Here is a 19,186-nt window from a genome sequence, read left to right as displayed (position 1 = left end):
TTTCGACGTGCTTTTTATCGGCGGCCGTCTGAATCCGGGCATGGCAGACTTCAAGGTCGTCGTTTCGGACCCGGATACGGGTCGAACGGAGCAGTTCGAGGTCGACGGACAGGACGCGAACCGGTTTCTCGGGCGCGAACTCGGCGCCGAGGTCGACGGCGGCGCCGTCGGCCTCGACGGCACGACGCTCGAACTGACCGGCGGGTCAGACGACGCCGGCCGTCCCCTCCGCGCGGACGTCGCCGGGCCGTCGCTCAAGGAGGTCCTCCTCGAGGGTGGCGTCGGCTTCGATCCGTCCCGCGACGGCGAGCGAAAGCGCGTGACCGTCCGCGGGCGCGAGATCAGCGAGGCCGTGGCACAGATCAACGCGAAGGTCGTCGACGGCGACGCCGGCTTCGGCGCGGACGAGGCCGACGACGAGGCCGACGCGGACGACGAGTAGTCGTGCCCGACCGCGTCGCCAGCGACGGGGATGCGGTGACGACGTACCGTGCCGAACTCGCCCGGAGCGGCGGCACCCGCCGGCCCTGTCTCCGCTTGCCCGACGACGTCGCCGTCGACCCCGGCGAGTTCGTCCGTCTGGTCCTCGACGGCGACGAGTACCACGCCCGCGTCGACGCCGACGCGTCGGGGCCCCTGCTCCGTGGGGCCTACGACAACCGTCGCCTGGCGCGGAGCGACCGCGAGGGGACGAACCGCCTCGTCGAGTGGGTTCGCGGCACCGACCTCGACGTCGGCCGGAGCGTCGACGTCGACGAGGTGACGCCGGGCCACCGCTACGGCGTCCGCGTGCCCGGCCGCCGGACGGTGTACTCGGTCACCCGCCGCCCGGACGACTCGCTTACCGCCATCGCCGAGGACCTACGCGACGAGTAGCCGGAACGCCGCCCCGACGAGCAACAGCGTCCCCGCCAGCGCGAGCAGCGCAACCACCCACGTCGGCCGTTCGCCGACGGCGAGTCGTCCGTCGAGGGGTGCCGCGTCCGATCCGGTGAGAGTCACGACGCCGGCGACCAGGATGCCGACCCCGAACAGCGCGGTCAGCGCGGGGAGGACGGCGAACGATCCACGCAGGTCGACCGCGCCGTCGACCACCAGTCCGGTGCCGAACAGCGCGTAGGCCGCGCCCGAGAGCTGTGTTCGGTTCATACCCGATCGACGACGACGACGCCCAAAAACCCCCGTCGTCCCGTCGACCCACCGGCCGGAAGCGACCCTTCTTTACGCCTCGGCGACCTGCCGACGGTATGAGCGACCCCGACCTCGACGCCTTCCTCGCCGGCGACCGACTCGACCACGTCGCGCTCTACCTCACCGACGACTACCTCGACGACGAGGGCACCCTCGCCGATCACGGCACTCCCGTCGACGGCGGCGTCGTCCTCGTCGTCCCGGGCGAACAGGGCCGCCGGCTGTTCTCGGCCGGGACCGGCATGGACGCCATGGCCTTCGCCAAGGAGGCGATGGGTACCGAAGGCGACATCGACCCCGGCCTGACCGGGGGTACCTGCCCCGACTGCGGCGAGGGCGCGGCGTTCGTCCTCGCCTTCGCGGAGGCACAAAACGAGGAGGTCGGCGGCATCTACACAGAGGGTGACGTGATCCACGCCTACGCCGCCTGTCCCGACGGCACCGCCTTCTCCGATCGCTGGGTCGTCGGCGAGGTGTAGTTACTCGCTCGCGGCTTCGAGCAGTCCGGTCATGTACCCGACGGCGAACAGTCGCCCCAGCGTGTGGTACCCCGGGTTCGAGTTGTCCTCGCCGGCCATCGTCGGCACGTGGTCGGGACGCATCGGCCCGTCGAACCCCACCTCCTCGTACGCGCGCATGGCGGCGAGCATGTCTGTCGGCCCGTCGTCGTGCCACGTCTCGACGAACCCGTCGGCGTCGCCCTCGACGTCGCGGAAGTGGACGAAGTTGATCCGGTCGCCGAACCGGCGGATGGCCGCGGGGATGTCCGCACCCATGGCCGCGAAGTTCCCCTGACAGAACGTGATCCCGTTGTACTCGCTGTCGTAGATGTCGAGGACGCGGTCGTACGCGTCGACGCTGGTGACGATCCGTGGCGTCCCGCGAACCGACTCGCGGGGGGGATCGTCGGGGTGGAGGCCGAGTTTCACCCCCGCCTCCTCCGCGACCGGAACGACCGCCTCGAGGAAGTGTTCGAGCGCCTCCCACAGCTGCTCGTGGGTGATCCCCTCGCCGTCGCCGCCTCCCCGCAGTTTCGCGTCGTCGTAGCCGGTCACGTAGGAGCCGCCGCGGGACTCGACGTGTGCCCCGGTGCGCGCCCAGCGAATCCCGGCCATCCAGTCGTAGCAGACGACCGGAATCCCGACCCGACCGCAGTTACGGAGGAATGTTTTGAACGTCTCGATGTCCTCGTCCCGCCCCTCGCGGCCGAGGCGGATCCGGTCGGAGATGGGGACCGATCCTTCGAGGACCGCGAACTCCAACCCCGCATCCTCGAGCCAGTTTCGTAGCCCGAGCAGGTCGTCGAACGACCACTGGGTCCGCCCGTCGCCGATCTCCAGCGGGTGGATGACGGCCTGCGTGACACCCATCTGTTTGGCGAGTTGCCATCGTTCGTCCGGTTCGGGCGGAAGGATGAGGGCGGGTTCTACCATATGTCGGGATGTCGTCCTGCGTAAATATACCATCGGGATGCTCCGTCCGGAGATATTCCTGAGCCCGACGACGGGAGGTCGTGCCATCTCGTCGACTTTCGTCCCGGTCAGGTTGCGCCCCTCCTCCCGTGGCGTTGCGTTCACTCCCGCCGTCCCGACGGCCCGCTACTCGTCGGCCGTCCCGTCGTCCTCGATCAACCGTTCGAACGCCGCGAGGATCACCCGCTTGGTCGCCTGCCCCTCGGTCGTCCAGTGGTGGGCGTAGTCGAGCATGTCGTCGTAGACGTCCGGCTTGCAGCCCGCGGCGCGGGGGTGGCCGCCGCCGTTCACCTGTGCCGCCACCTCGTGTGCGCGCTCGAAGCCCTCGCTCCCGCGGATGCTGGCGCTGCCGGCGGGTTTGACGATCACCGCGGCGTCGGCCCCGTCCTCCCGCAGCGCCTCGGCCACCTCGTTTTGCGAACACCGGCCGTAGGTGACGCCGACGGTCCACGGCCCGACGTCGTGCAGTTCGGCGCGGTCGACCGCCGCCTCGATCAACCGCTCTTTCTCCACGCGCCGGTCCTCGAGGTAGTCGACGACCGGTTCCGGAAGCGCCGGGCCGTACCGCCCGACGACGGTCACGTACTCCTCGGCGCTCGCCCAGTGGGCGTAGTCAGCCAGGTCGTCGCTCCGGGGGTCCTCCTTGATCCAGAGGTCGTGATCCCGTGTGACTGCCGCGAGGTCGACGAGGTGGTCGGGGAAGTCGTCGTCCAGGGAGCGAAGCGCCACGTCGGCGGTGCACTCCTCGTCGGACTCGCCGATCACGAGGTCGACACCCGCCGCCCGGACCGCGCTCGCCACGTCGTCGTCCCACTGGTGGTGGTCGAACCAGCGGACCGTCGCCGCGCGGTCGGTCACCGCGTCGGCCGCCTCGACGACCGACTCGTCGTCCGGACAGAGGTCACAGACGTAGACGTCGACGCCGGCGTCGGCGTACTCGGCGACGCGGTCGAGCGCCTCGGACAGCGAGTGGGGACTCGCGGTCACGAGGCCGACGGGCGAGTCCTCGGTGTCCTCGTCCTCGTCGTCGTCTCCGTCGTCCAGCCCCGGATCCAGCCGCGCCGCGAGCGACGCCTCGAACGGCGCCACGTCGAGCGCGGCGTCGTAGCGCTCCCGCAGGAGCGCCACACAGGCGAGGCCGTCGGCGTCGCCGTCGGCGACCACCACCGCCTCCGCGCCCTCGATGGCCTCGCGGGCGCGCCGGTCGGCGTACTCCTCGTCGAGCGAGTCGGGATAGAAAAAGCCCGCACCGGGGAGGCGCGACTTCCGCGAGAGGGAGCGTCCCTCGTCGTCGATCAGGTCGTCGTCCATACCGACCGGACGCGGGCCGCCCCGAAGTATCCCGCGATTCGGCCGGTGACGGGTCGACTAGGCGCTCGCGGCCGCGTCGCGAACTCCGTCCCCGCCGTCGTGTTCGCTCTCGTCGAGCTGTCGGACCGTGAGCACGGGCACCGGGCAGGTGCGGACGACTCGCTCTGCGACGCTGCCGATGAGAAACCGGTTCTCGCCGTGCCGGCCGCGGGTCCCCATCGCCACCATATCGGCGTCGTGTTCGGTCGCGTACTCCCTGATCTTCGTCGCGGGACGTCCCTCGCGGACGGCGGTCGTGATCGGACGGTCGGCGGCCGTTTCGATATCCTCGAGCGCCGCCCGTCCGTCGTCGTCGAGGGCGGCGCGCATCTCCTCGCGCACCTGATCGGGCGAACTCTCGACTTCCCCCTCGTCGACGACGTAGAGCGCGTGGACCGCCGCGTCGAAGCGCTCGGCCAGGTCCAGGGCGACGCTCACGGCCCGGCGGACGCTCTCGGAACCGTCCGTCGCGATGACGATGGTGTCGAACATGGACGCGAGTTCGGCCGGTCGGGACATAAACCCGGTGTCCGGCAGCACGGCGCGGGCGTCGGGGGAGCGTTTTTGCCCGTGGCCCGCGCAGGCTCGCTTATGACCGATCCGCTCTCGCCGTCGCTCGTGCTCGTCCCCGTGGACGGGAGCGAGGAGTCGCTCGCGGCCGTGGAGTACGCAGCGGCCATCGCCGACGAGTACGACGCCGCGGTCCACGCGCTCTACGTCGTCGGTGACGACGTCGCCCGCGCCATCGACACCGGGGCGGTCGACGACGAGACGCTCGCGGCCGACTCCGAGGCGTTCCTGGACGCGGTCGTCGACACCGTCGCCGACGCCGACGTCCCGCTCTCGACGTCGATGGCCCACGGGTTCTCGACCAGCCGCCTCTCCCAGCATCCGGGCAACGTCGTCCTCGACACCGCGGAGGAACTCGGCGCCGACTTCGTGGTCGTCCCCCGCGAACCCCTCTCGGGCGAGACGGACGACGTGCTGGCGAAGGCCGCCGAGTACGTCCTCCTCTACGCGAGTCAGCCCGTGCTCTCGGTCTGATCGGCCAGCCGGATCGCCATCTCGTGTTCGAAGCTCTCCGTGTCGCTGGCGCGGAACCCCACCTTCTCGTAGAGGCTGATCGCCGGTTCGTTCCAGCGCTCGACGCTCAGCCACACGCGTTCGAAGCCGTCCGCGGCGCCGGCGCCGAGGAGCGTCTTCAACAGTCGGGTGCCGATGCCCGCGTGCTGGTAGGCCTGCAGGACGAAGATGGCGAGTTCCGCGGTGCCTTCGGGTTCGTCGGGGACGAGCGTCGCGTGGCCGACGGCGTCGTCCCCGTGGGTCGCGACGACGTTCACCGTCTCCTCGCCCGTGATGGCGTCGAGCCACTCGGTAATGCGTTTCTCGGTCGTCGGCGGGATGCCCTGGGCGCGGTCCGCCGGGTCGAACGCCTCGTACATCGCCGTCAGCGCCCCGCGGTCGTCCGGGTCGTAGCGCCGGACGGTGATCGACCGCCCCTCGCGGTCCTCGAACGCCGTCGGCGGCCGGGGGAACGGTCCCGATACCTCGTCGGGGTAGGTGCTGTCGTCGGTCATCGGACCAGCGTCACCGAGATGTGGGAGTTCAACAGGACGAACTCGGCGATGCCTCCCAGCTTGATCTTCCCCATGGGGCTGGTCTCGCCGCCGCCGAGGACGATCCGATCGTACTCTTCCCCCTCCGCGAGTTCGACCAGCCGACTCCCCGGATCGCCGTCGAGGTGGCGGACCGCGGCCCGCACGCCCGCGTCGTCGAGGACGTCCTGCACTCGTCGTTCGATCCCCTCGGGGTCCGCCTCCGTTGCCGGGTTCCGGAGGATGGCGACCGTCAGATCGTCGCCCGTCTCGGCGACGCGGGCGACGGTGCGCTCCAGGGCGCGGATCGAGTCGTCGCTCCCGCCGATGCCCAGCAGTAGCTTCATGACCGACGTCTCGGTACGGCGACTGAAAAAGGTACGCGACCGGTCGTCAGACGGCCGGCAGACGGCGACGGAACGCTTTTGCGTCGGCGACCGGAACGCCGGCACATGAGCGACGACGCGCCGGCGGCCGAGGACGGGCGGGGGACCGCCGACGACCGGACCGACGCCCGCGGCGCCGACTCGGCCGCGGACGCCGACTCGGTCCCCGCCGACGTCCGCAAGTACGAGCGCTTCAAGAAGATGGACGGCGCCGAGTACGACCGCGTCAACTCCTTTCTCCGCGACCGGACGTACATCACGGCCCGCGAGTGGGCCATCGCGCGACTCTGTGTCGACTTCCGCACCGAGACCGGCGTCGAGATGACCAAGATCGGCGAGAACCTGCCACGGCTCGTCCCCTTCATGACCGACACCTACACGCCACAGGCGGTCAACCAGGCCCGGACCTCCTTCGAGGACAAGGTCCAGAAGGCCGGCGCGACCTTCCTCTACGGCGCCATGTCCGGGTTTTTCACCGCCGAGGAACTCGACGAACTGATGTACGAGGTGACCGAAGTCGCGAAGTTCCTGCTGGAGGTGGAGGGCGTCGACCTCTCGGTCGCCGAGGAACTCGACGCCGAGGACCGCGTCTCCGAGGCCATGCGCGAGGTCCGCGAGTCCAGCGCGGAACTCCGGGACGACCTCGACTAACCGACGTTCTCGCCGGCGGCCGTCCCGAAGGTGTCCATCGCGGCGTCGTACACCCGGTCCCCGCGGACCGTCGTCCACTCGGGGAAGACGCCCTCGAACCCCTCGAAGGGCGTCCACCCACACTTCGAGTGGAGCCGCCCCCCGTCGACCGGCCGCGGTCGTTCTAGGTCGTACAGCGCCAGATCGGCGTCCATGCCGGCTTCGATCCGCCCCTTGCGTTCCAGCCCGAAGGTGGCGGCCGGCGCCGCGGCGGTCAGATCGCGGACCCGCTCGACGGTCAACGGGCCGTCGCGCGTCTCCGCCAGCAACAGCGGCACCAATGTCTCGACGCCGGGGACGCCGCTCGGTGCCGCGAGCAGCGACGCCTCCTTCTCCTCGCGGGTGTGGGGCGCGTGGTCCGTGGCCAGCAGATCGACCCGGCCGTCGACCACCCGCTCGTAGAGGGCCGCCCGCCGCTCCTCGCTCCGGAGCGGCGGGTTCATCCGTCCGTAGGTGCCCAGGCCGTCGAGGTCCGCCCGCGAGAGCAGGCAGTGGTGTGGCGTCACCTCGCAGGTCACCCGGTCGGGGGCGTCGGCGACGAGGTCGACCGCCTCGGGTGTGCTGGTGTGGGCGACGTGGAGGCGGGCGCCGGCGTCGACGCCCACCTCGACGGCCCGCTCCACGGCCGCGATTTCGGCCTCGGCGGTGCGGTACGCGCTCCACGCGTCGGCGTGGGCGTCGACGCCGACCCCGTCGCCGGCGGCGTCGCGGGCGGCGTCGTCGAACCGGGTCGCGTCCTCGGCGTGGACGGTCACGGGGACGCCGGCCTCGACGGCTCGGTGGACGGCGTCCTCGAACAGGTCGCCGTCGATGCCCATCTCGCCCGTCGAATCGGCGAGGAACACCTCGCCCAGCGCGACGAGCGGGCGGTCGAACAGGGTCTCGGGGTCCCACGACTCGGTCACGCCGCCGTTGACGCCGTAGTCGACGAGCGAGTGCCGGGCGCACAGCTCCTTCTGGTCGAACGCGGCACCGGTCGTCGTCGGCGGATCGGTGTTGGGCTGGTCGATCACCGTGGTGACCCCGCCCGCCGCGGCGCTTCGCGACCCCGTCCGCCACGTCTCCTTGTGCGGCGCTCCGGGTTCCCTGAAGTGGACGTGGGCGTCGACGGCGCCGGGGAGCAACAGTCGCTCCCGGGCGTCGATGACTTCTCCTGCGGCGTCGAGGCCGGCTCCCACGGCCTCGATCCGCTCTCCCTCGACCCGGACGTCCCGAACACGGCCGTCGGCCAGCCGTGCGTTCCTGACGAGCATACCCCCACCTGTCACCCGGTCGCCGTAAGTCCCTCGCTCACACCGCCCGCCGGCGGACGGTCGCGTCGCCGTCGATCAGCTCCCGCTCGACCGCCGTCCGGACCTGCTCCGGATCGGACGGGCCGCCGGCGGCCGCCACGCTCCCCACGCTCCCCGGGTCGAACGGCTGGCCGAGCGCGTCGTACACCGGCGCGAGGACCGACGCCAACTCCTCGCGGTCCGCGACCACGACACACCCCGCCACCAGCGCCGCGTCCGTCCGCACCCGCTGGGCGATTCCGACCACCTTCCCGCCCGCCCGCAGCGAGTGGCTGCCGGGACAGAAGGACGCTGGCGGCTCCCCGGCCGCCGTCTCGACGCCGACGGCCGAGAGCGCCCGCCGCACCCGGTCGGCCGTCGCCTCGTAGCGATCCGCCAGACCGGCGCGGGCGTCCGCCACTGGCACCGCGCGGGCGAAGGCGAGCGTCGACCCCGTGTGGGCGACGGCCCGGCCGCCGACGCGGCGCTCGATCGGTTCGAAGCCCCGCTCCCGGGCGACCGCACGGGCGCGGTCGTACCCCGATTCGGCGGCGTCGCGCCGACCGAAGGCCACCTGTCGGTGTGGCGTCCAGACGCGCACGGCCGGTTCGCCCGTCGCTCCCGTCCGCGCGAGCATCGCGCCGGTTCGTCCCCGGTCGGCCTCGACCGTCGCCGCCCGACCGCGCAGGACGCGCATGGGTGTTCGTGGATGTGGACGCACATAACTGGCGAGGCCTCGGCGCGGCGAGCGGTCGAACGCGACCCGACCGTATAACTCCGCTCGCGCCAACCCCCCGGTATGGTCACGGTCACGGCGTCGGCGCTGTCTCACTTCCGGCGGTTCTCGCTGTTCAACTCCCCCTACGCCGCCCACGACCGCGGGTGTGCTATCGACCTCTATCCGGCGACCGACCGCGCTCCCTCGCCGGTCGCCGGCGTCGTGACCGACGTCCGGAGCGTGCGTGCGCCGCCCCGTCCCTACGCCGTCGCCGAGGATCACCTCCTCCTGATCGACACCGGCGACCGCGTCGCCCGAATCCTGCACGTCGACCCAGCGGTCGATCCCGGGACCCGGGTCGCGGTCGGCGACACCCTCGGCGAGACGATCCGCTCGGGCTTTTTCGCCCCCTGGGTCGACGACCACGTCCACCTCGGCTTTCGCGACCCGGACGCGAACCCGTATCGCGCCGCCGGCTCGCTGCCGGTCACCGTCGACGTGCCCGTGCGGGCGCTCGACTGGAACGGGACCGGCGTCGTCCGCGAGGCCGGCGAGACGTTCGTCGTCCTCGACGGACCCCGTCACCCCGACCCGGGGTCGTGGGCCGGGCTCGCCGGCGCCCCGGGGACCGTCCTCGACGGCGGGTGTCCCCACTACGACGGCGGCGGCGTCCTCCCGGACGCCGAGGGCCGGACGCCCGTCTCGGTGGCCGGCGACCGCGTCGGCGTCGCCGAGGGGCGGGCGGTGACATGGGACGGCGTCACCCTCCGGGCGAACGGCCGCCCGATCACCGGCCTGTCGCTGTTCGTCGCCCGGGACGCCGCGTTCGGCGCGAAGCTGGTCGCCCCGGACCACGACTTCGCCCGCGGTGACCGGGTTCGGGTGTCGGCGACGTCGGCGTGATCGCTCGGCGACGGCGCACGCGCACGGGGGACTTTTGAGTCTCCTCGCCGAACGGACGGTACGATGAGCGACGACCCCGATGTGCCCGGGCGCCCGGCCGACCGGGAGTCGCCGGTCGGCGAACCGGTCGTGCGCGCCGATCCGTCCGTAACGGGCGAACGGGCGGACGAGGCCGTCGGGTTCGACCCCGACGACCCCGAGAGCGTGCAACTCGCCGCGGACGTGGTTCGTTCCTTCGCCGAGAACACCGTCGGCTCCGAGGACCACGTCTACATGCTCCGGGGGGCGGCGGCGTGTGCCGCGCTGGTTCGGGGCGTCGGCTCGTACAAGGCGGCCGCCGAACGCGCCGGGGGTGACGTGTCGGTCGCCTTCATCCGGAAGTGGGCGCGGGTCCACGACCTCCCGCAGGCGATCCGGCGCCACGTCGCCCGGGGGACCATCGCCCCGACGGCGGCGAAACACATCGCCCGCGTCGGCGGCGACGACCGCTACGCCCTGGCGTGGGCCACGCTCGAACACGACCTCACCGTCCGCGAAATCCGGCAACTGGCCAGCGAGGTGGGCGACGGCCGCTCCGTCGAAGCGACCCTCGACGACCGCAGTCTCACCTTCGGCCGCATGGACCTGACGCTCCCCCCCGCGCAGTATATCGAACTCCGGCGGCTGGCGTCGGTCGAGAACCGCGACCCCGACGACCTGGTGGCCGAGGCGCTGTCGGCGTACCTGGATTCGTGACCCCGCCGTCGTGGCTGAAAACGTTTATACCGTAGCGAAGGATACTGAACATCGAGGGCCGGTAGCTCAGTCAGGCAGAGCGTCTGGCTTTTAACGTGATCGCTCCCGGACGGGAGGTCGCGGAAGTCACCAGACGGTCGGGGGTTCAACTCCCTCCCGGCCCGTGAGAAATCCGCGAGCGACAGCGAACGGTTTCGAACGACCCGCGGGGGCGTTGCATCAGGGAGTCACGAGCGGTCCGTCGCCACCCGGTTCGACTCCCTCCCGGCCCGCTTCCGTGCGACGGGGCACCATCCGGTGCAACGCGACCGGCGGAGCCGTGACGCGAGGGCGCTCCGCCCGTCCGCCGCGTCGACGCCACCTACGGCGACGGGAACCGTACCACCGCCGCGTCGGCGTAGGGGTCGCCGTCGGCGTCGGTGATCGGCCCCGTTTCGTCGCCACCGGGACCGTGCCACAGCGTCGCCGTCAGCACCGTCTCGCCGGTCGGCGGGAAGCCGGTTCCGGTGAACGGCGTCGGAGCGATGGGTGCGATCACCTCCTCGTACCGGCCCGCGGGGAGCGGTGCGACGCCGACGAGCGAGTCGCGCCGGGTCGGAACCCCGCTGCCGACGCCGGGCGTGTGGAGGCCGACGACGTAGTAGGGCTCGCTCTCGTCGGGTGCGGGGACGGCGTCGTTCAGGTTCGCGACGAGGCCGGCGACGTTCCGGATCGGGCCGGGTTCGACGCCGAGCGCGTCGGTCGAACCGGTGTATTTCACGTCCGGGAGCGTGATCCGGGCGTACGTCTCCGATCCGTCCGGAAGCGGGATGGGATCGCCCGCTCGCTGGTCGGTCACGTCGATACCGCCGACGGTCGCCACGGACGAGTCGTTGCCGAACGACCGATCCACCTGTCCGGTCCCGTCGTTGTGTCGGCACTGCTCGGTGTAGAAGCCGAGGTCGAACGAGACGCTATCGCTCTGGACCTGATTGGCGTGATCGACCGGTAGCCACCAGACGACGAACACGTCGTGAGGGGTGGCTGCGTCGGTGTCGTCGCCGCCGGCGAAACAGCTCCGTCCGGTCCCGCCCCCCTCCTCGGCGTCGACGTCGCCGACGAGCGGGTAGCCCGGTGCGTTCTCGATCAGCGTGAGGAAGGTCCGAAGCGAGACCTGTGAACTCTGCTGGTCCATCGCGTCGAACAGGTCCCGGAAGACGGCCACCTGAACCGCGTCGAGCAGTTCCACCACTCCCTCGGCCTCGTCCGGGTCGTCCGCCTCCGGTTCGGTCACGCCGTTCTCGGCCTTCGACCGCAGTCCTCCCTGCATCCAGACGTAGCCGGGATTGTCACAGAGTTCGAACCGGACCCCGACGATGCCGAAATCCCCGGGTTTCACGTCGGCCAGGTCGACGAGGACGGCGTCGTCGGGCGCGTTCCGACCGGTGCCACAGAGGTTCCGACTCCCGTAGACGCCGCCGTTGATCGTGTTCTCGTTCAGATCGCTCAACAGCGCCCGTCCCTCCCCGTCGTCGACGACGAGTTCGATGTCGCGTGCGTCGGGTGCGCCCGGCGGTGCCGGGAGCACGAAGTCGGCCGACTCGCCGCCGGACGGCATCCCGGCGTGTTCGGCTTCGTCGGCGGACCAGTCCGAGTACCAGTTCGTCGCCGCGACCGTCATATCGAGCGTTCCGGCGGTGAGCCGGTTGTTCTCGAACGTCTCCTGATCGCTGAAATACGCCGTCGTTCCCAGTCCGGCGCCGGCCGAGGCGACGCCGATGCTGCCCAGTGCCGCGAGCGCCTTGCGGCGCGAGAGTGCGATGTCCTTGCTCATCCGTTCTGTCTCCCCGTGTGGGGAACGCCCACCGGCGGAGTCGAACCGCCGTCCGGGTGCCCGGAGCGCCCGGCGTGGGGATGGCGAGATCCGACGCCCGCATCCGCCGGTTCCCCGTGTGGACGACTCCCACGTAATTAATCGCCGGTTTCGGGCGACTGGTTGTCCGAGCGACGTACACAAACGCACGATTGTTTTCACTCGCGGTTCGCCGCGGTTCGGTCGCGGTGCCAACACCGACACCGGCGTCGATCCGACGGCGCGCGTGGGCGAGGGGGCTAACCGGATCGTGTGACGCGCCGATCGGTCAGTCCACCCGCTCGCCCTGATAGCTCCCGTCGTAGGTGCCGTCGTGGTTCGCCTCGGCGAACACCAGTTGGGCGATCCGGGCATCGGGTTCGATTTCGACGGGGCGGTGGACGGCGAGGAGTCCTTCGCCGCGGCCCTCGTAACCCGCGTCCCAGACTGCCGTGTGGAGCATGCAGGCGTTCCGCATGAGCGACGAGCGCGGGTAGACGAAGCCGACGTGGCCCTCGGGGATCCGGATGGTCTCGCCGTAGCGGGCGACGTAGCCGCCGGGGGAGAGGACGTACGCGTCGGCGTCGGGGTCCGGATTGAGGGGTTCGCGCTCGGCGACGTGCTTGCCGTCACGACCGATCCGGCCGCGCTCGGTCGGTTCGAGGACCGCCTCGACGGTCAGGTCGACGCCGTTGGGCTGGACCTGTTCGGGCGTGACGGGCGTGACGTGGTCGGCGACGAACGGGCCGGCACGGAACATACCGGGGGGTCGCCGAGCGGCGACAAAACCGTGGCGGTCGTTCGGCGCCTGTCGAATCGGGGTACGTTCGTAGTGAAAACCGACTCGGTAGGAGTTAACGCGCTTCAACGCGGGATTTATGTCCGTCGGCGGTCGATGGCCGGACGTTATGGGACAGACGCTCACAGAGAAGATCCTCGACGACCATCTCGTCGAGGGGGATCTCGAACCCGGCGAGGAGATCGGGATCGAGATCGATCAGGTGCTCACACAGGACACGACCGGCACGATGGTCTGGCTCCAGTTCGAGGCGCTCGAACTCGACGAAGTCCAGACGGAACTCGCCGCGCAGTACTGTGACCACCAGACCTACCAGTTCGACTTCAAGAACACCGACGACCACCGCTTCCTCCGGTCGGCCGCCGGCACCTACGGCGCGTACTTCTCCCGCCCGGGCAACGGCATCTGCCACAACGTCCACAAGGAGAACTTCGCCGCGCCGGGCAAGACGATGCTCGGGTCGGACTCCCACACGCCGACGCCGGGCGGCCTCGGCGAACTCGCCATCGGCGCCGGCGGCCTCGACGTCGCCGTCGCGATGGGTGGCGGCCCCTACTTCGTCGAGATGCCCGAAGTCGTGAACGTCCGCCTGGAGGGCGAACTGCCCGAGTGGGCGACCGCGAAGGACCTCATCCTCGAGATGCTGCGCCGGCTGTCGGTCAAGGGCGGCGTCGGCAAGGTGTTCGAGTACACCGGTCCCGGCGTCGAGAGCCTCTCGGTCCCCGAGCGCACCACGATCACGAACATGGGGACGGAGCTGGGCGCGACCACCTCCATCTTCCCGACCGACGAGCGCACGAAGGACTACCTCGAACGGCAGGGCCGCGGCGAGGAGTACGTCGAGCTCTCGCCCGACGAGGACGCGACGTACGCCGACGAGATCGTCGTCGACCTCTCGGAGCTCGAACCCCTGATCTCCGCGCCGTCGATGCCGGACAACGTCGTGCCCGTCCGCGAGGTGGCCGGCGAGGACGTCGAACAGGTCATCGTCGGCTCCTGTACCAACGGTGGCTACGCGGACATCCTGCCCGCGGCGAAGATGGTCTCGGGCCGCGAGATCCAGAAGGACCTCGAGATGATCGTCGCACCGGGCTCGAAGCAGGCCGGCGAACTCCTCGCCCGCGAGGGCTGGACCGCCGAGATGATGGCCGCCGGGGTCAACGTCTCGGAGTCCACCTGTGGCCCCTGTATCGGCATCGGTCACGTGCCCGCCTCCGACTCCGTCTCCCTGCGGACGTTCAACCGCAACTTCGAGGGCCGCTCGGGGATCGAGGACGACTCGGTCTACCTCTGCTCGCCGCAGGTGGCGGCCGCGGCCGCGCTCAAGGGCGAGATCGTCGACCCCCGAGATCTGGCCGAGGAACTCGGCGACCTGGAGTCGCCGGGCGTCGAACTCCCCGACCGGTACGACGGGTCGAAAGCCGACATCATCGAGCCGGACGAGGCCGTCGACGACGACCTCATCAAGGGGCCGAACATCGGCGACGTCCCGCTCAAGGACCCCCTGGGCGCCGACATCGCCGGCGAGACGCTCCTGAAGATGCCCGACAACATCACGACCGACCACATCATCCCGGCCACGTCGGACATCCTGAAGTTCCGCTCGAACATCGACAAGCTCTCGGAGTTCACGCTCTCCCGCGTCGACGACACGTTCGCGGAGCGCGCCCGCGAGTCCGACGGCGGCGTCCTCGTCGCCGGCGAGAACTACGGCCAGGGCTCCTCGCGTGAACACGCCGCGATGTGTCCGATGTATCTCGGCATCGAGGCCGTCCTCGCGCAGTCGTTCGCCCGCATCCACAAGGCGAACCTGTACAACTTCGGGCTCCTGCCGCTGACGATCGACGAGGAGACCTACGAGCGGATCGATCAGGGCGACCACGTCGAGGTCGTCGACGACGTCGCCGAGGCCGTCGCGTCCGGCGCCGAGGAGTTCACGATCCGCGTCAACGACGACTGGGAGGCGACCGCCGAGTTCGACGCCTCCGAGCGCGAACGCGAGATCCTCGCGGCCGGCGGCAAGCTCACGCTGACGAAACAGCAGTACGAGGAGGATTCCGGCGGCGCGACGCCCGCCGACGACTGAGGCGACACCGTTTTCGACCCCCTCGCCCGAGGGCTTTTGCTCCCCTCGTCCGTACCGATCGGTGTGGCCGTCCCGACACAGCCCGCCGACGTGACGGTTCGCGGCGCCGAGCAGTCGGATCTGGGGGCGGTCGTCCGGATCGAACGGGAGTCGTTCGGCCAGCCGTGGCCCTACACCGCCTTCGAGCGGTTCCTCGACGAACCCGGGTTCCTGGTCGCCACCCGCGACGGCGGGGTCGTCGGCTACGTCGTCGGCGACGTGACGCCCAACTTCGGGCGCGATATCGGACACGTGAAGGACTTGGCGGTCGCCGAGACCGCCAGACGGCGGGGCATCGGTCGGTCGCTCCTCGTCCGTTCGCTCGTGGCCCTCGCCGTCGAGGGGGCGAAGCTGGTGAAGTTGGAGGTCCGCGAGAGCAACGACCCGGCACAGACGCTCTACCGCGACGTCGGCTTCGAGACGGCACGGCGGGTCCCCCGGTACTACCGCGACGGCGAGGACGCCCTCGTGATGGTCCTCGACGTCCCCGAGTGGCAGGAACGGCGCTAGAGGTTTCACCCGGGAGTCCCAACGGCACCCATGGGATTCGCCTGTCCGGTGTGCGAGACGCCCCAGCGCGACGCCGAACATCTCGCCAACCACCTGGCGTTCACCGCCATGCTCCACGGCGACGCCCACGAGCGGTGGCTCGACGAGACGGTGCCGGGATGGGAATCGGACGGCGCCGCGGAACTGGCGCCCGTCGTCGCCGACCACGCCGAGGAGACCCCCTACGACGAGGTGTTCGAGGAGTCGATGCCCGCGGACCGACACGACGGGCACGACCACGCCCCCCCAACCGGCGGCGCCACGGCCTTCGAGGCGGCCGACCTGGACCCCGAGGCCCAGCGGACCCTCGCGGCGGCCAAGGAGATGACGCGGGCGATGCTCGGCGAAGGGGACGGCGACGCGGACGACGACGGAAAGGCGTAAATCCCGGTACCGGGAGGCACACGTATGGACACCGAGGGGGTCTTCGATCCGGAGACGCTCGACGCGGCGCGCGAGGCCTACGAGTCGGTCGGCCCGGCGGCCCAAACCGCCGTTCGCGAGACGGCGACGGCGATGGACTTCGACCGCGAGGAGTACGCGGACCGCGTGACGAGCCAGGTGGTCGAGACGGCCCGCGACGCCATCTTCGCCTCGCTGCTCGTCGTCCACGTCGCCGACCGCGACGCGTTCGAATCGTGGCGCGCATCGACCGACGCGGACTTGACGATGCTCGGGAGCGAGGACGTGGACAACGTGGTCTGGCACGCCGCGCCGTTCGCCGACGCGGCGGTCGCCGCCACGTTTCAGGACGAACGCGACGCCGCGGTCGCCACCCTCCGCCGGCAGGCGTTCGGCCGGCTGTATCGGGACCGTCTGTGAACGGCGACCGGCCGTGCGCTCGCAATCACTGAGAATCGGAGGGGGTTTTTTCCATAGCAGGTTGTCGATAGCCGAGCATGCCCAGTTCGGACGGTTCGGGGGTCGACCGACAGCGGCTGCAGCCTCTCTTCGACATCTCGCCCGACGCGATCATCCTTCACGACATCGAGGGCACCATCATCGACGTCAACGACCGAACGGTCGACAGTCTGGGACTCGAACGCGCCGAGCTCCGCACGATGAACGTCGCCGACGTCGAGCGAGCGCACAGTCACGCGGAGCTACGGTCGCTCTGGCGGGGGATGGCTCCCGACGAGCGGGAGACGGTGGAGGGGACCCACCGTCGCGCGGACGGCTCGACGTTCCCGGTCGAGGTGTCCATCCGTCGGATCGAACTCGACGGCGACGACTACTTTCTCACGCTGAGCCGGGATATCTCCGAACGCAAGGAGCGCCAACGCACGCTCGAGCGACAGGCGGCGTTCCTCGAACACTCGGCGTCCATCGTCGCCGTCCTCGACGAGCGGGGGACCATCGAGTACCAGAGCCCGTCCGTCGAGCGCGTCCTCGGCCACGACCCCGACGAGTTGGTGGGGGAGACGGCGTTCGAGTACATCCATCCCGAGGACCGAGAGCGGGTCCTCAGGCAGTTCCGAAACGGACTGGAGAACCCGGGCCTGGAACGGGTCGTCGAGTATCGGTTCCGGAACGCAGACGGCGAGTGGCGCTGGCTCCGGTCGCTCGGAACCAACTGTCTCGACGACCCGTCCCTCGAGTGTATCATCGTCAACAGCGTCGACGTCACGGCGCGAAAGGAGCGCGAGCGGGAACTCGAACGCTACGAACGGCTCGTCGAGAACCTTCCGGTCGGGGTCTACCGGTGTACGGCCGGCCCGAACGGCGAGTTCCGGCTGCTGAACCGTTCGATGGTCGAGATGTTCGACGCCGACTCGAAAGCCCACCTCCGTGAGCACTCGGTCAGCGACCTCTACCGCGATTCCGCCGAGCGCGAGGCGTTCAGCGAGCGACTCGCGGACGAGACGGTCGTGAGAGAGCGGGAGATCGAACTCGAAACGCTCGACGGCGAGGCGCTGTGGGGTGCCGTCACCGCAATCGCGAGGGACGTCGGTGAGGAGACGGTGTTCGACGGGGCGATCCAGGACGTCACCGACCGCAAGGCGTTCGAACGGCAACTGTCGGCGCTCCACGGGGCGACTCGGGAGTTCGTCGAGGCGGCGTCGAAAACGGAGGTCGCCGAGATCGCCGTCGAGACTGCGACCGACCTGCTCGGGTTCTCGTTGCCCTCGGTCTGGTTCCCCACCGACGACCGGACCGAACTCGCCCTCGTCGCGAACTCGCCGGAGCATCAGGCACTCCTCGAGGAGGCCGGGACGCCGGCGCCGACCCACCCGCGGGGTAACTGGCTCTGGGACGTGTTCGAGGCGGGCGAGACCGTGATTCGCGATTCGCTCCCCCGAGACGCACCCGCCGCGGACGTCCCCCTGCGGTCGTCGATCGTCCTCCCGCTTGGCGAACACGGCGTCCTCACGTGTGCGGCCACGGGGACGACCGAGTTCACCGACCGGGAGATCCAGCTCACGGAACTGCTGGCGCGGAACGTCCGGGTCGCGCTCGATCAGATCGAGCAACAGACCGCTCTCAAACGGCAGAAACGGCTCATCGACGACCTGCTGGACGGGATCGACGATATCGTCTACGTCTTGGATTCGACGGGCCACCTCCGCCGGTGGAACGAGGCGTTCGAAGCGGTGACCGGATACGACGGGGAGGCCCTCGAAACCATGCACATCGCGGACTTCTTCGGCCCGGACGACGCCGACGCCGCGGTCGAGGCCGTCGAAGAGGCCTTCGAGACGGGCGACACCCGGATGGAACTGGCCCTGCTGACCGACGACGGGGAGTCGATCCCGTACGAGTTCATCGCGAACACCTTCGAGGATCCCTGTGGCGAGCCCGCGCTGGCCGGAATCGGGCGTGACCGGACCGTCCACGTCGAGTACGAACAGCGGCTGCGGGAACAGCGCGACAACCTCGAACTGCTGAATCAGGTCGTTCGCCACGACATCCGCAACGACCTCCAGCTGGTGTCGTCGTACGCGGAACTGCTCGACGAACGCGTCGACGACGAGCGTGGATACGTCGAGACCATCGTCGAGAGCGCCGACCAAGCGGTCGAGCTGACGAAGACCGCCCGGGAGTTGGCCGACGTCATGTTGGCCACCGAGCAGGGGCGAGCCGCCGTCCCCCTGCGGCCCGCGCTCGAAGACGAACTCGACGCCATCCGAACGGCGTACCCCGAGGCGACGTTCTCGGTCGAGGGATCGATCCCGGACGTGGACGTCGTCGCCGACGAGATGCTCGACTCGGTGTTCCGCAACCTGCTGAAAAACGCCGTCCAACACAACGACCAAGCGGCGCCGACGGTCACCGTTTCGGCTCGAACGCGCGACGACGAGGTCGTCGTCTACGTCGCGGACGACGGGCCGGGTGTCCCCGACGATCAGAAGGAGGTGATCTTCGGGCAGGGTGAGAAAGGGCTGGAGAGCGGGGGGACGGGACTCGGGCTCTATCTCGTCCAAACGCTGCTCGACGCCTACGGCGGGGCGGTGTGGGTCGAGGACAACGACCCCGAGGGCGCGGTGTTCGTCGTGACACTGCCGACGGCGGGGCAGGACGTGGGCGCCGACCGGTCGGTCTCGGGGACGTGACGCGACGGGCGCGCGGCGGT

The 19,186-nt window shown here is 70.2% G+C and carries 22 protein-coding genes and 1 tRNA gene; 13 read left to right on the top strand and 10 right to left on the bottom strand.

Features of this window, described 5'->3' with window-relative positions:
* Nucleotides 1-40 precede the first annotated feature (40 nt).
* Both EI982_RS11010 and EI982_RS11005 read left to right on the top strand, forming a co-directional pair.
* Nucleotides 41-442: a 30S ribosomal protein S6e gene (locus tag EI982_RS11010; protein WP_157689750.1), complete on the top strand. Its 402-nt coding sequence runs from the start codon at nucleotides 41-43 to the stop codon at nucleotides 440-442.
* Between the two features lie 2 nt (nucleotides 443-444).
* Nucleotides 445-876, top strand: coding sequence for a DUF7112 family protein (locus tag EI982_RS11005; protein WP_157689749.1), 432 nt, complete (start codon nucleotides 445-447; stop codon nucleotides 874-876).
* On the opposite strand, the gene EI982_RS11000 is transcribed toward EI982_RS11005, so the two are convergent.
* Nucleotides 862-1,149, bottom strand: coding sequence for a hypothetical protein (locus EI982_RS11000; RefSeq protein WP_157689748.1), 288 nt, complete (start codon nucleotides 1,147-1,149; stop codon nucleotides 862-864). The genes EI982_RS11005 and EI982_RS11000 overlap by 15 nt on opposite strands.
* Before the next feature lie 98 nt (nucleotides 1,150-1,247).
* Here EI982_RS11000 and EI982_RS10995 point away from each other — a divergent pair, with 98 nt between their 5' ends.
* The gene (locus EI982_RS10995) at nucleotides 1,248-1,670 is read left to right on the top strand and encodes a DUF5807 family protein (protein ID WP_157689747.1); all 423 of its coding nucleotides are present in this window, start codon (nucleotides 1,248-1,250) and stop codon (nucleotides 1,668-1,670) included.
* On the opposite strand, the gene EI982_RS10990 is transcribed toward EI982_RS10995, so the two are convergent.
* The 3 genes from EI982_RS10990 to EI982_RS10980 all read right to left on the bottom strand — a co-directional run bounded on the left by EI982_RS10990 (nucleotide 1,671) and on the right by EI982_RS10980 (nucleotide 4,505).
* A complete protein-coding gene (locus tag EI982_RS10990) occupies nucleotides 1,671-2,624 on the bottom strand; it encodes a mannonate dehydratase (protein WP_157689746.1) in 954 nt (317 codons plus the stop codon). It abuts the gene before it with no gap.
* Between the two features lie 165 nt (nucleotides 2,625-2,789).
* Nucleotides 2,790-3,974, bottom strand: coding sequence for a DHH family phosphoesterase (locus EI982_RS10985; protein ID WP_157689745.1), 1,185 nt, complete (start codon nucleotides 3,972-3,974; stop codon nucleotides 2,790-2,792).
* Nucleotides 3,975-4,031: 57 nt separating this feature from the next.
* Nucleotides 4,032-4,505, bottom strand: coding sequence for a universal stress protein (locus EI982_RS10980; protein WP_157689744.1), 474 nt, complete (start codon nucleotides 4,503-4,505; stop codon nucleotides 4,032-4,034).
* A gap of 99 nt (nucleotides 4,506-4,604) precedes the next feature.
* On the opposite strand from EI982_RS10980, the gene EI982_RS10975 reads away from it, so the two are divergent.
* A complete protein-coding gene (locus EI982_RS10975; RefSeq protein WP_157689743.1) occupies nucleotides 4,605-5,057 on the top strand; it encodes a universal stress protein in 453 nt (150 codons plus the stop codon).
* On the opposite strand, the gene EI982_RS10970 is transcribed toward EI982_RS10975, so the two are convergent.
* Nucleotides 5,036-5,590: a GNAT family N-acetyltransferase gene (locus EI982_RS10970; protein ID WP_157689742.1), complete on the bottom strand. Its 555-nt coding sequence runs from the start codon at nucleotides 5,588-5,590 to the stop codon at nucleotides 5,036-5,038. The two genes, EI982_RS10975 and EI982_RS10970, sit on opposite strands and share 22 nt — an antisense overlap.
* A complete protein-coding gene (locus tag EI982_RS10965) occupies nucleotides 5,587-5,955 on the bottom strand; it encodes a universal stress protein (RefSeq protein WP_157689741.1) in 369 nt (122 codons plus the stop codon). Before EI982_RS10965 ends, EI982_RS10970 begins: the two co-directional genes overlap by 4 nt.
* A 78-nt stretch (nucleotides 5,956-6,033) precedes the next feature.
* Between EI982_RS10965 and EI982_RS10960 the strand changes: the two genes are divergently transcribed.
* Entirely contained in the window at nucleotides 6,034-6,645 is a 612-nt protein-coding gene (locus EI982_RS10960; RefSeq protein ID WP_394352049.1) for a DUF5806 family protein, read from the top strand.
* On the opposite strand, the gene EI982_RS10955 is transcribed toward EI982_RS10960, so the two are convergent.
* Together EI982_RS10955 and EI982_RS10950 are read right to left on the bottom strand one after the other, a co-directional pair.
* Nucleotides 6,642-7,937 carry a dihydroorotase gene (locus EI982_RS10955; RefSeq protein ID WP_157689740.1) on the bottom strand — a complete coding sequence of 432 codons (1,296 nt, stop codon included), beginning with the start codon at nucleotides 7,935-7,937 and terminating at the stop codon, nucleotides 6,642-6,644. The genes EI982_RS10960 and EI982_RS10955 overlap by 4 nt on opposite strands.
* A gap of 37 nt (nucleotides 7,938-7,974) precedes the next feature.
* Entirely contained in the window at nucleotides 7,975-8,652 is a 678-nt protein-coding gene (locus EI982_RS10950; protein ID WP_157689739.1) for a lipoate--protein ligase family protein, read from the bottom strand.
* A gap of 102 nt (nucleotides 8,653-8,754) precedes the next feature.
* Here EI982_RS10950 and EI982_RS10945 point away from each other — a divergent pair, with 102 nt between their 5' ends.
* The 3 genes from EI982_RS10945 (at nucleotide 8,755) to EI982_RS10935 (ending at nucleotide 10,475) form a co-directional block, all read left to right on the top strand.
* Nucleotides 8,755-9,576 (top strand): DUF8155 domain-containing protein, encoded by an 822-nt coding sequence (locus tag EI982_RS10945; RefSeq protein WP_157689738.1) that lies wholly within the window; start codon nucleotides 8,755-8,757, stop codon nucleotides 9,574-9,576.
* Between the two features lie 63 nt (nucleotides 9,577-9,639).
* Nucleotides 9,640-10,311 (top strand): DUF7119 family protein, encoded by a 672-nt coding sequence (locus EI982_RS10940; protein ID WP_157689737.1) that lies wholly within the window; start codon nucleotides 9,640-9,642, stop codon nucleotides 10,309-10,311.
* A gap of 55 nt (nucleotides 10,312-10,366) precedes the next feature.
* Nucleotides 10,367-10,475, top strand: a tRNA-Lys gene (locus tag EI982_RS10935).
* Between the two features lie 197 nt (nucleotides 10,476-10,672).
* Here the strand turns inward: EI982_RS10935 and EI982_RS10930 are convergent.
* Together EI982_RS10930 and EI982_RS10925 are read right to left on the bottom strand one after the other, a co-directional pair.
* The gene (locus tag EI982_RS10930; RefSeq protein ID WP_157689736.1) at nucleotides 10,673-12,124 is read right to left on the bottom strand and encodes a SipW-dependent-type signal peptide-containing protein; all 1,452 of its coding nucleotides are present in this window, start codon (nucleotides 12,122-12,124) and stop codon (nucleotides 10,673-10,675) included.
* 307 nt (nucleotides 12,125-12,431) lie between these two features.
* Nucleotides 12,432-12,902, bottom strand: coding sequence for a deoxyuridine 5'-triphosphate nucleotidohydrolase (locus EI982_RS10925; protein WP_157689735.1), 471 nt, complete (start codon nucleotides 12,900-12,902; stop codon nucleotides 12,432-12,434).
* A gap of 148 nt (nucleotides 12,903-13,050) precedes the next feature.
* On the opposite strand from EI982_RS10925, the gene EI982_RS10920 reads away from it, so the two are divergent.
* The 5 genes from EI982_RS10920 (at nucleotide 13,051) to EI982_RS10900 (ending at nucleotide 19,166) form a co-directional block, all read left to right on the top strand.
* The gene (locus EI982_RS10920; RefSeq protein WP_157689734.1) at nucleotides 13,051-15,027 is read left to right on the top strand and encodes an aconitate hydratase; all 1,977 of its coding nucleotides are present in this window, start codon (nucleotides 13,051-13,053) and stop codon (nucleotides 15,025-15,027) included.
* Between the two features lie 63 nt (nucleotides 15,028-15,090).
* Entirely contained in the window at nucleotides 15,091-15,576 is a 486-nt protein-coding gene (rimI, locus tag EI982_RS10915) for a ribosomal protein S18-alanine N-acetyltransferase (protein ID WP_233255221.1), read from the top strand.
* 30 nt (nucleotides 15,577-15,606) lie between these two features.
* Entirely contained in the window at nucleotides 15,607-15,999 is a 393-nt protein-coding gene (locus EI982_RS10910; protein WP_157689733.1) for a DUF5810 domain-containing protein, read from the top strand.
* Nucleotides 16,000-16,023: 24 nt separating this feature from the next.
* A complete protein-coding gene (locus EI982_RS10905; RefSeq protein WP_157689732.1) occupies nucleotides 16,024-16,437 on the top strand; it encodes a DUF5809 family protein in 414 nt (137 codons plus the stop codon).
* A gap of 77 nt (nucleotides 16,438-16,514) precedes the next feature.
* Nucleotides 16,515-19,166 (top strand): PAS domain S-box protein, encoded by a 2,652-nt coding sequence (locus tag EI982_RS10900; RefSeq protein ID WP_157689731.1) that lies wholly within the window; start codon nucleotides 16,515-16,517, stop codon nucleotides 19,164-19,166.
* The last annotated feature ends 20 nt before the right edge of the window (nucleotides 19,167-19,186 follow it).

The sequence above is a fragment of the Haloplanus salinarum genome, from assembly GCF_009762275.1.
Lineage (GTDB): Archaea > Halobacteriota > Halobacteria > Halobacteriales > Haloferacaceae > Haloplanus > Haloplanus salinarum.
The sequence above is the reverse complement of the archived record's forward strand: the minus strand, read 5'-3'. Positions and strand labels throughout refer to the sequence as shown.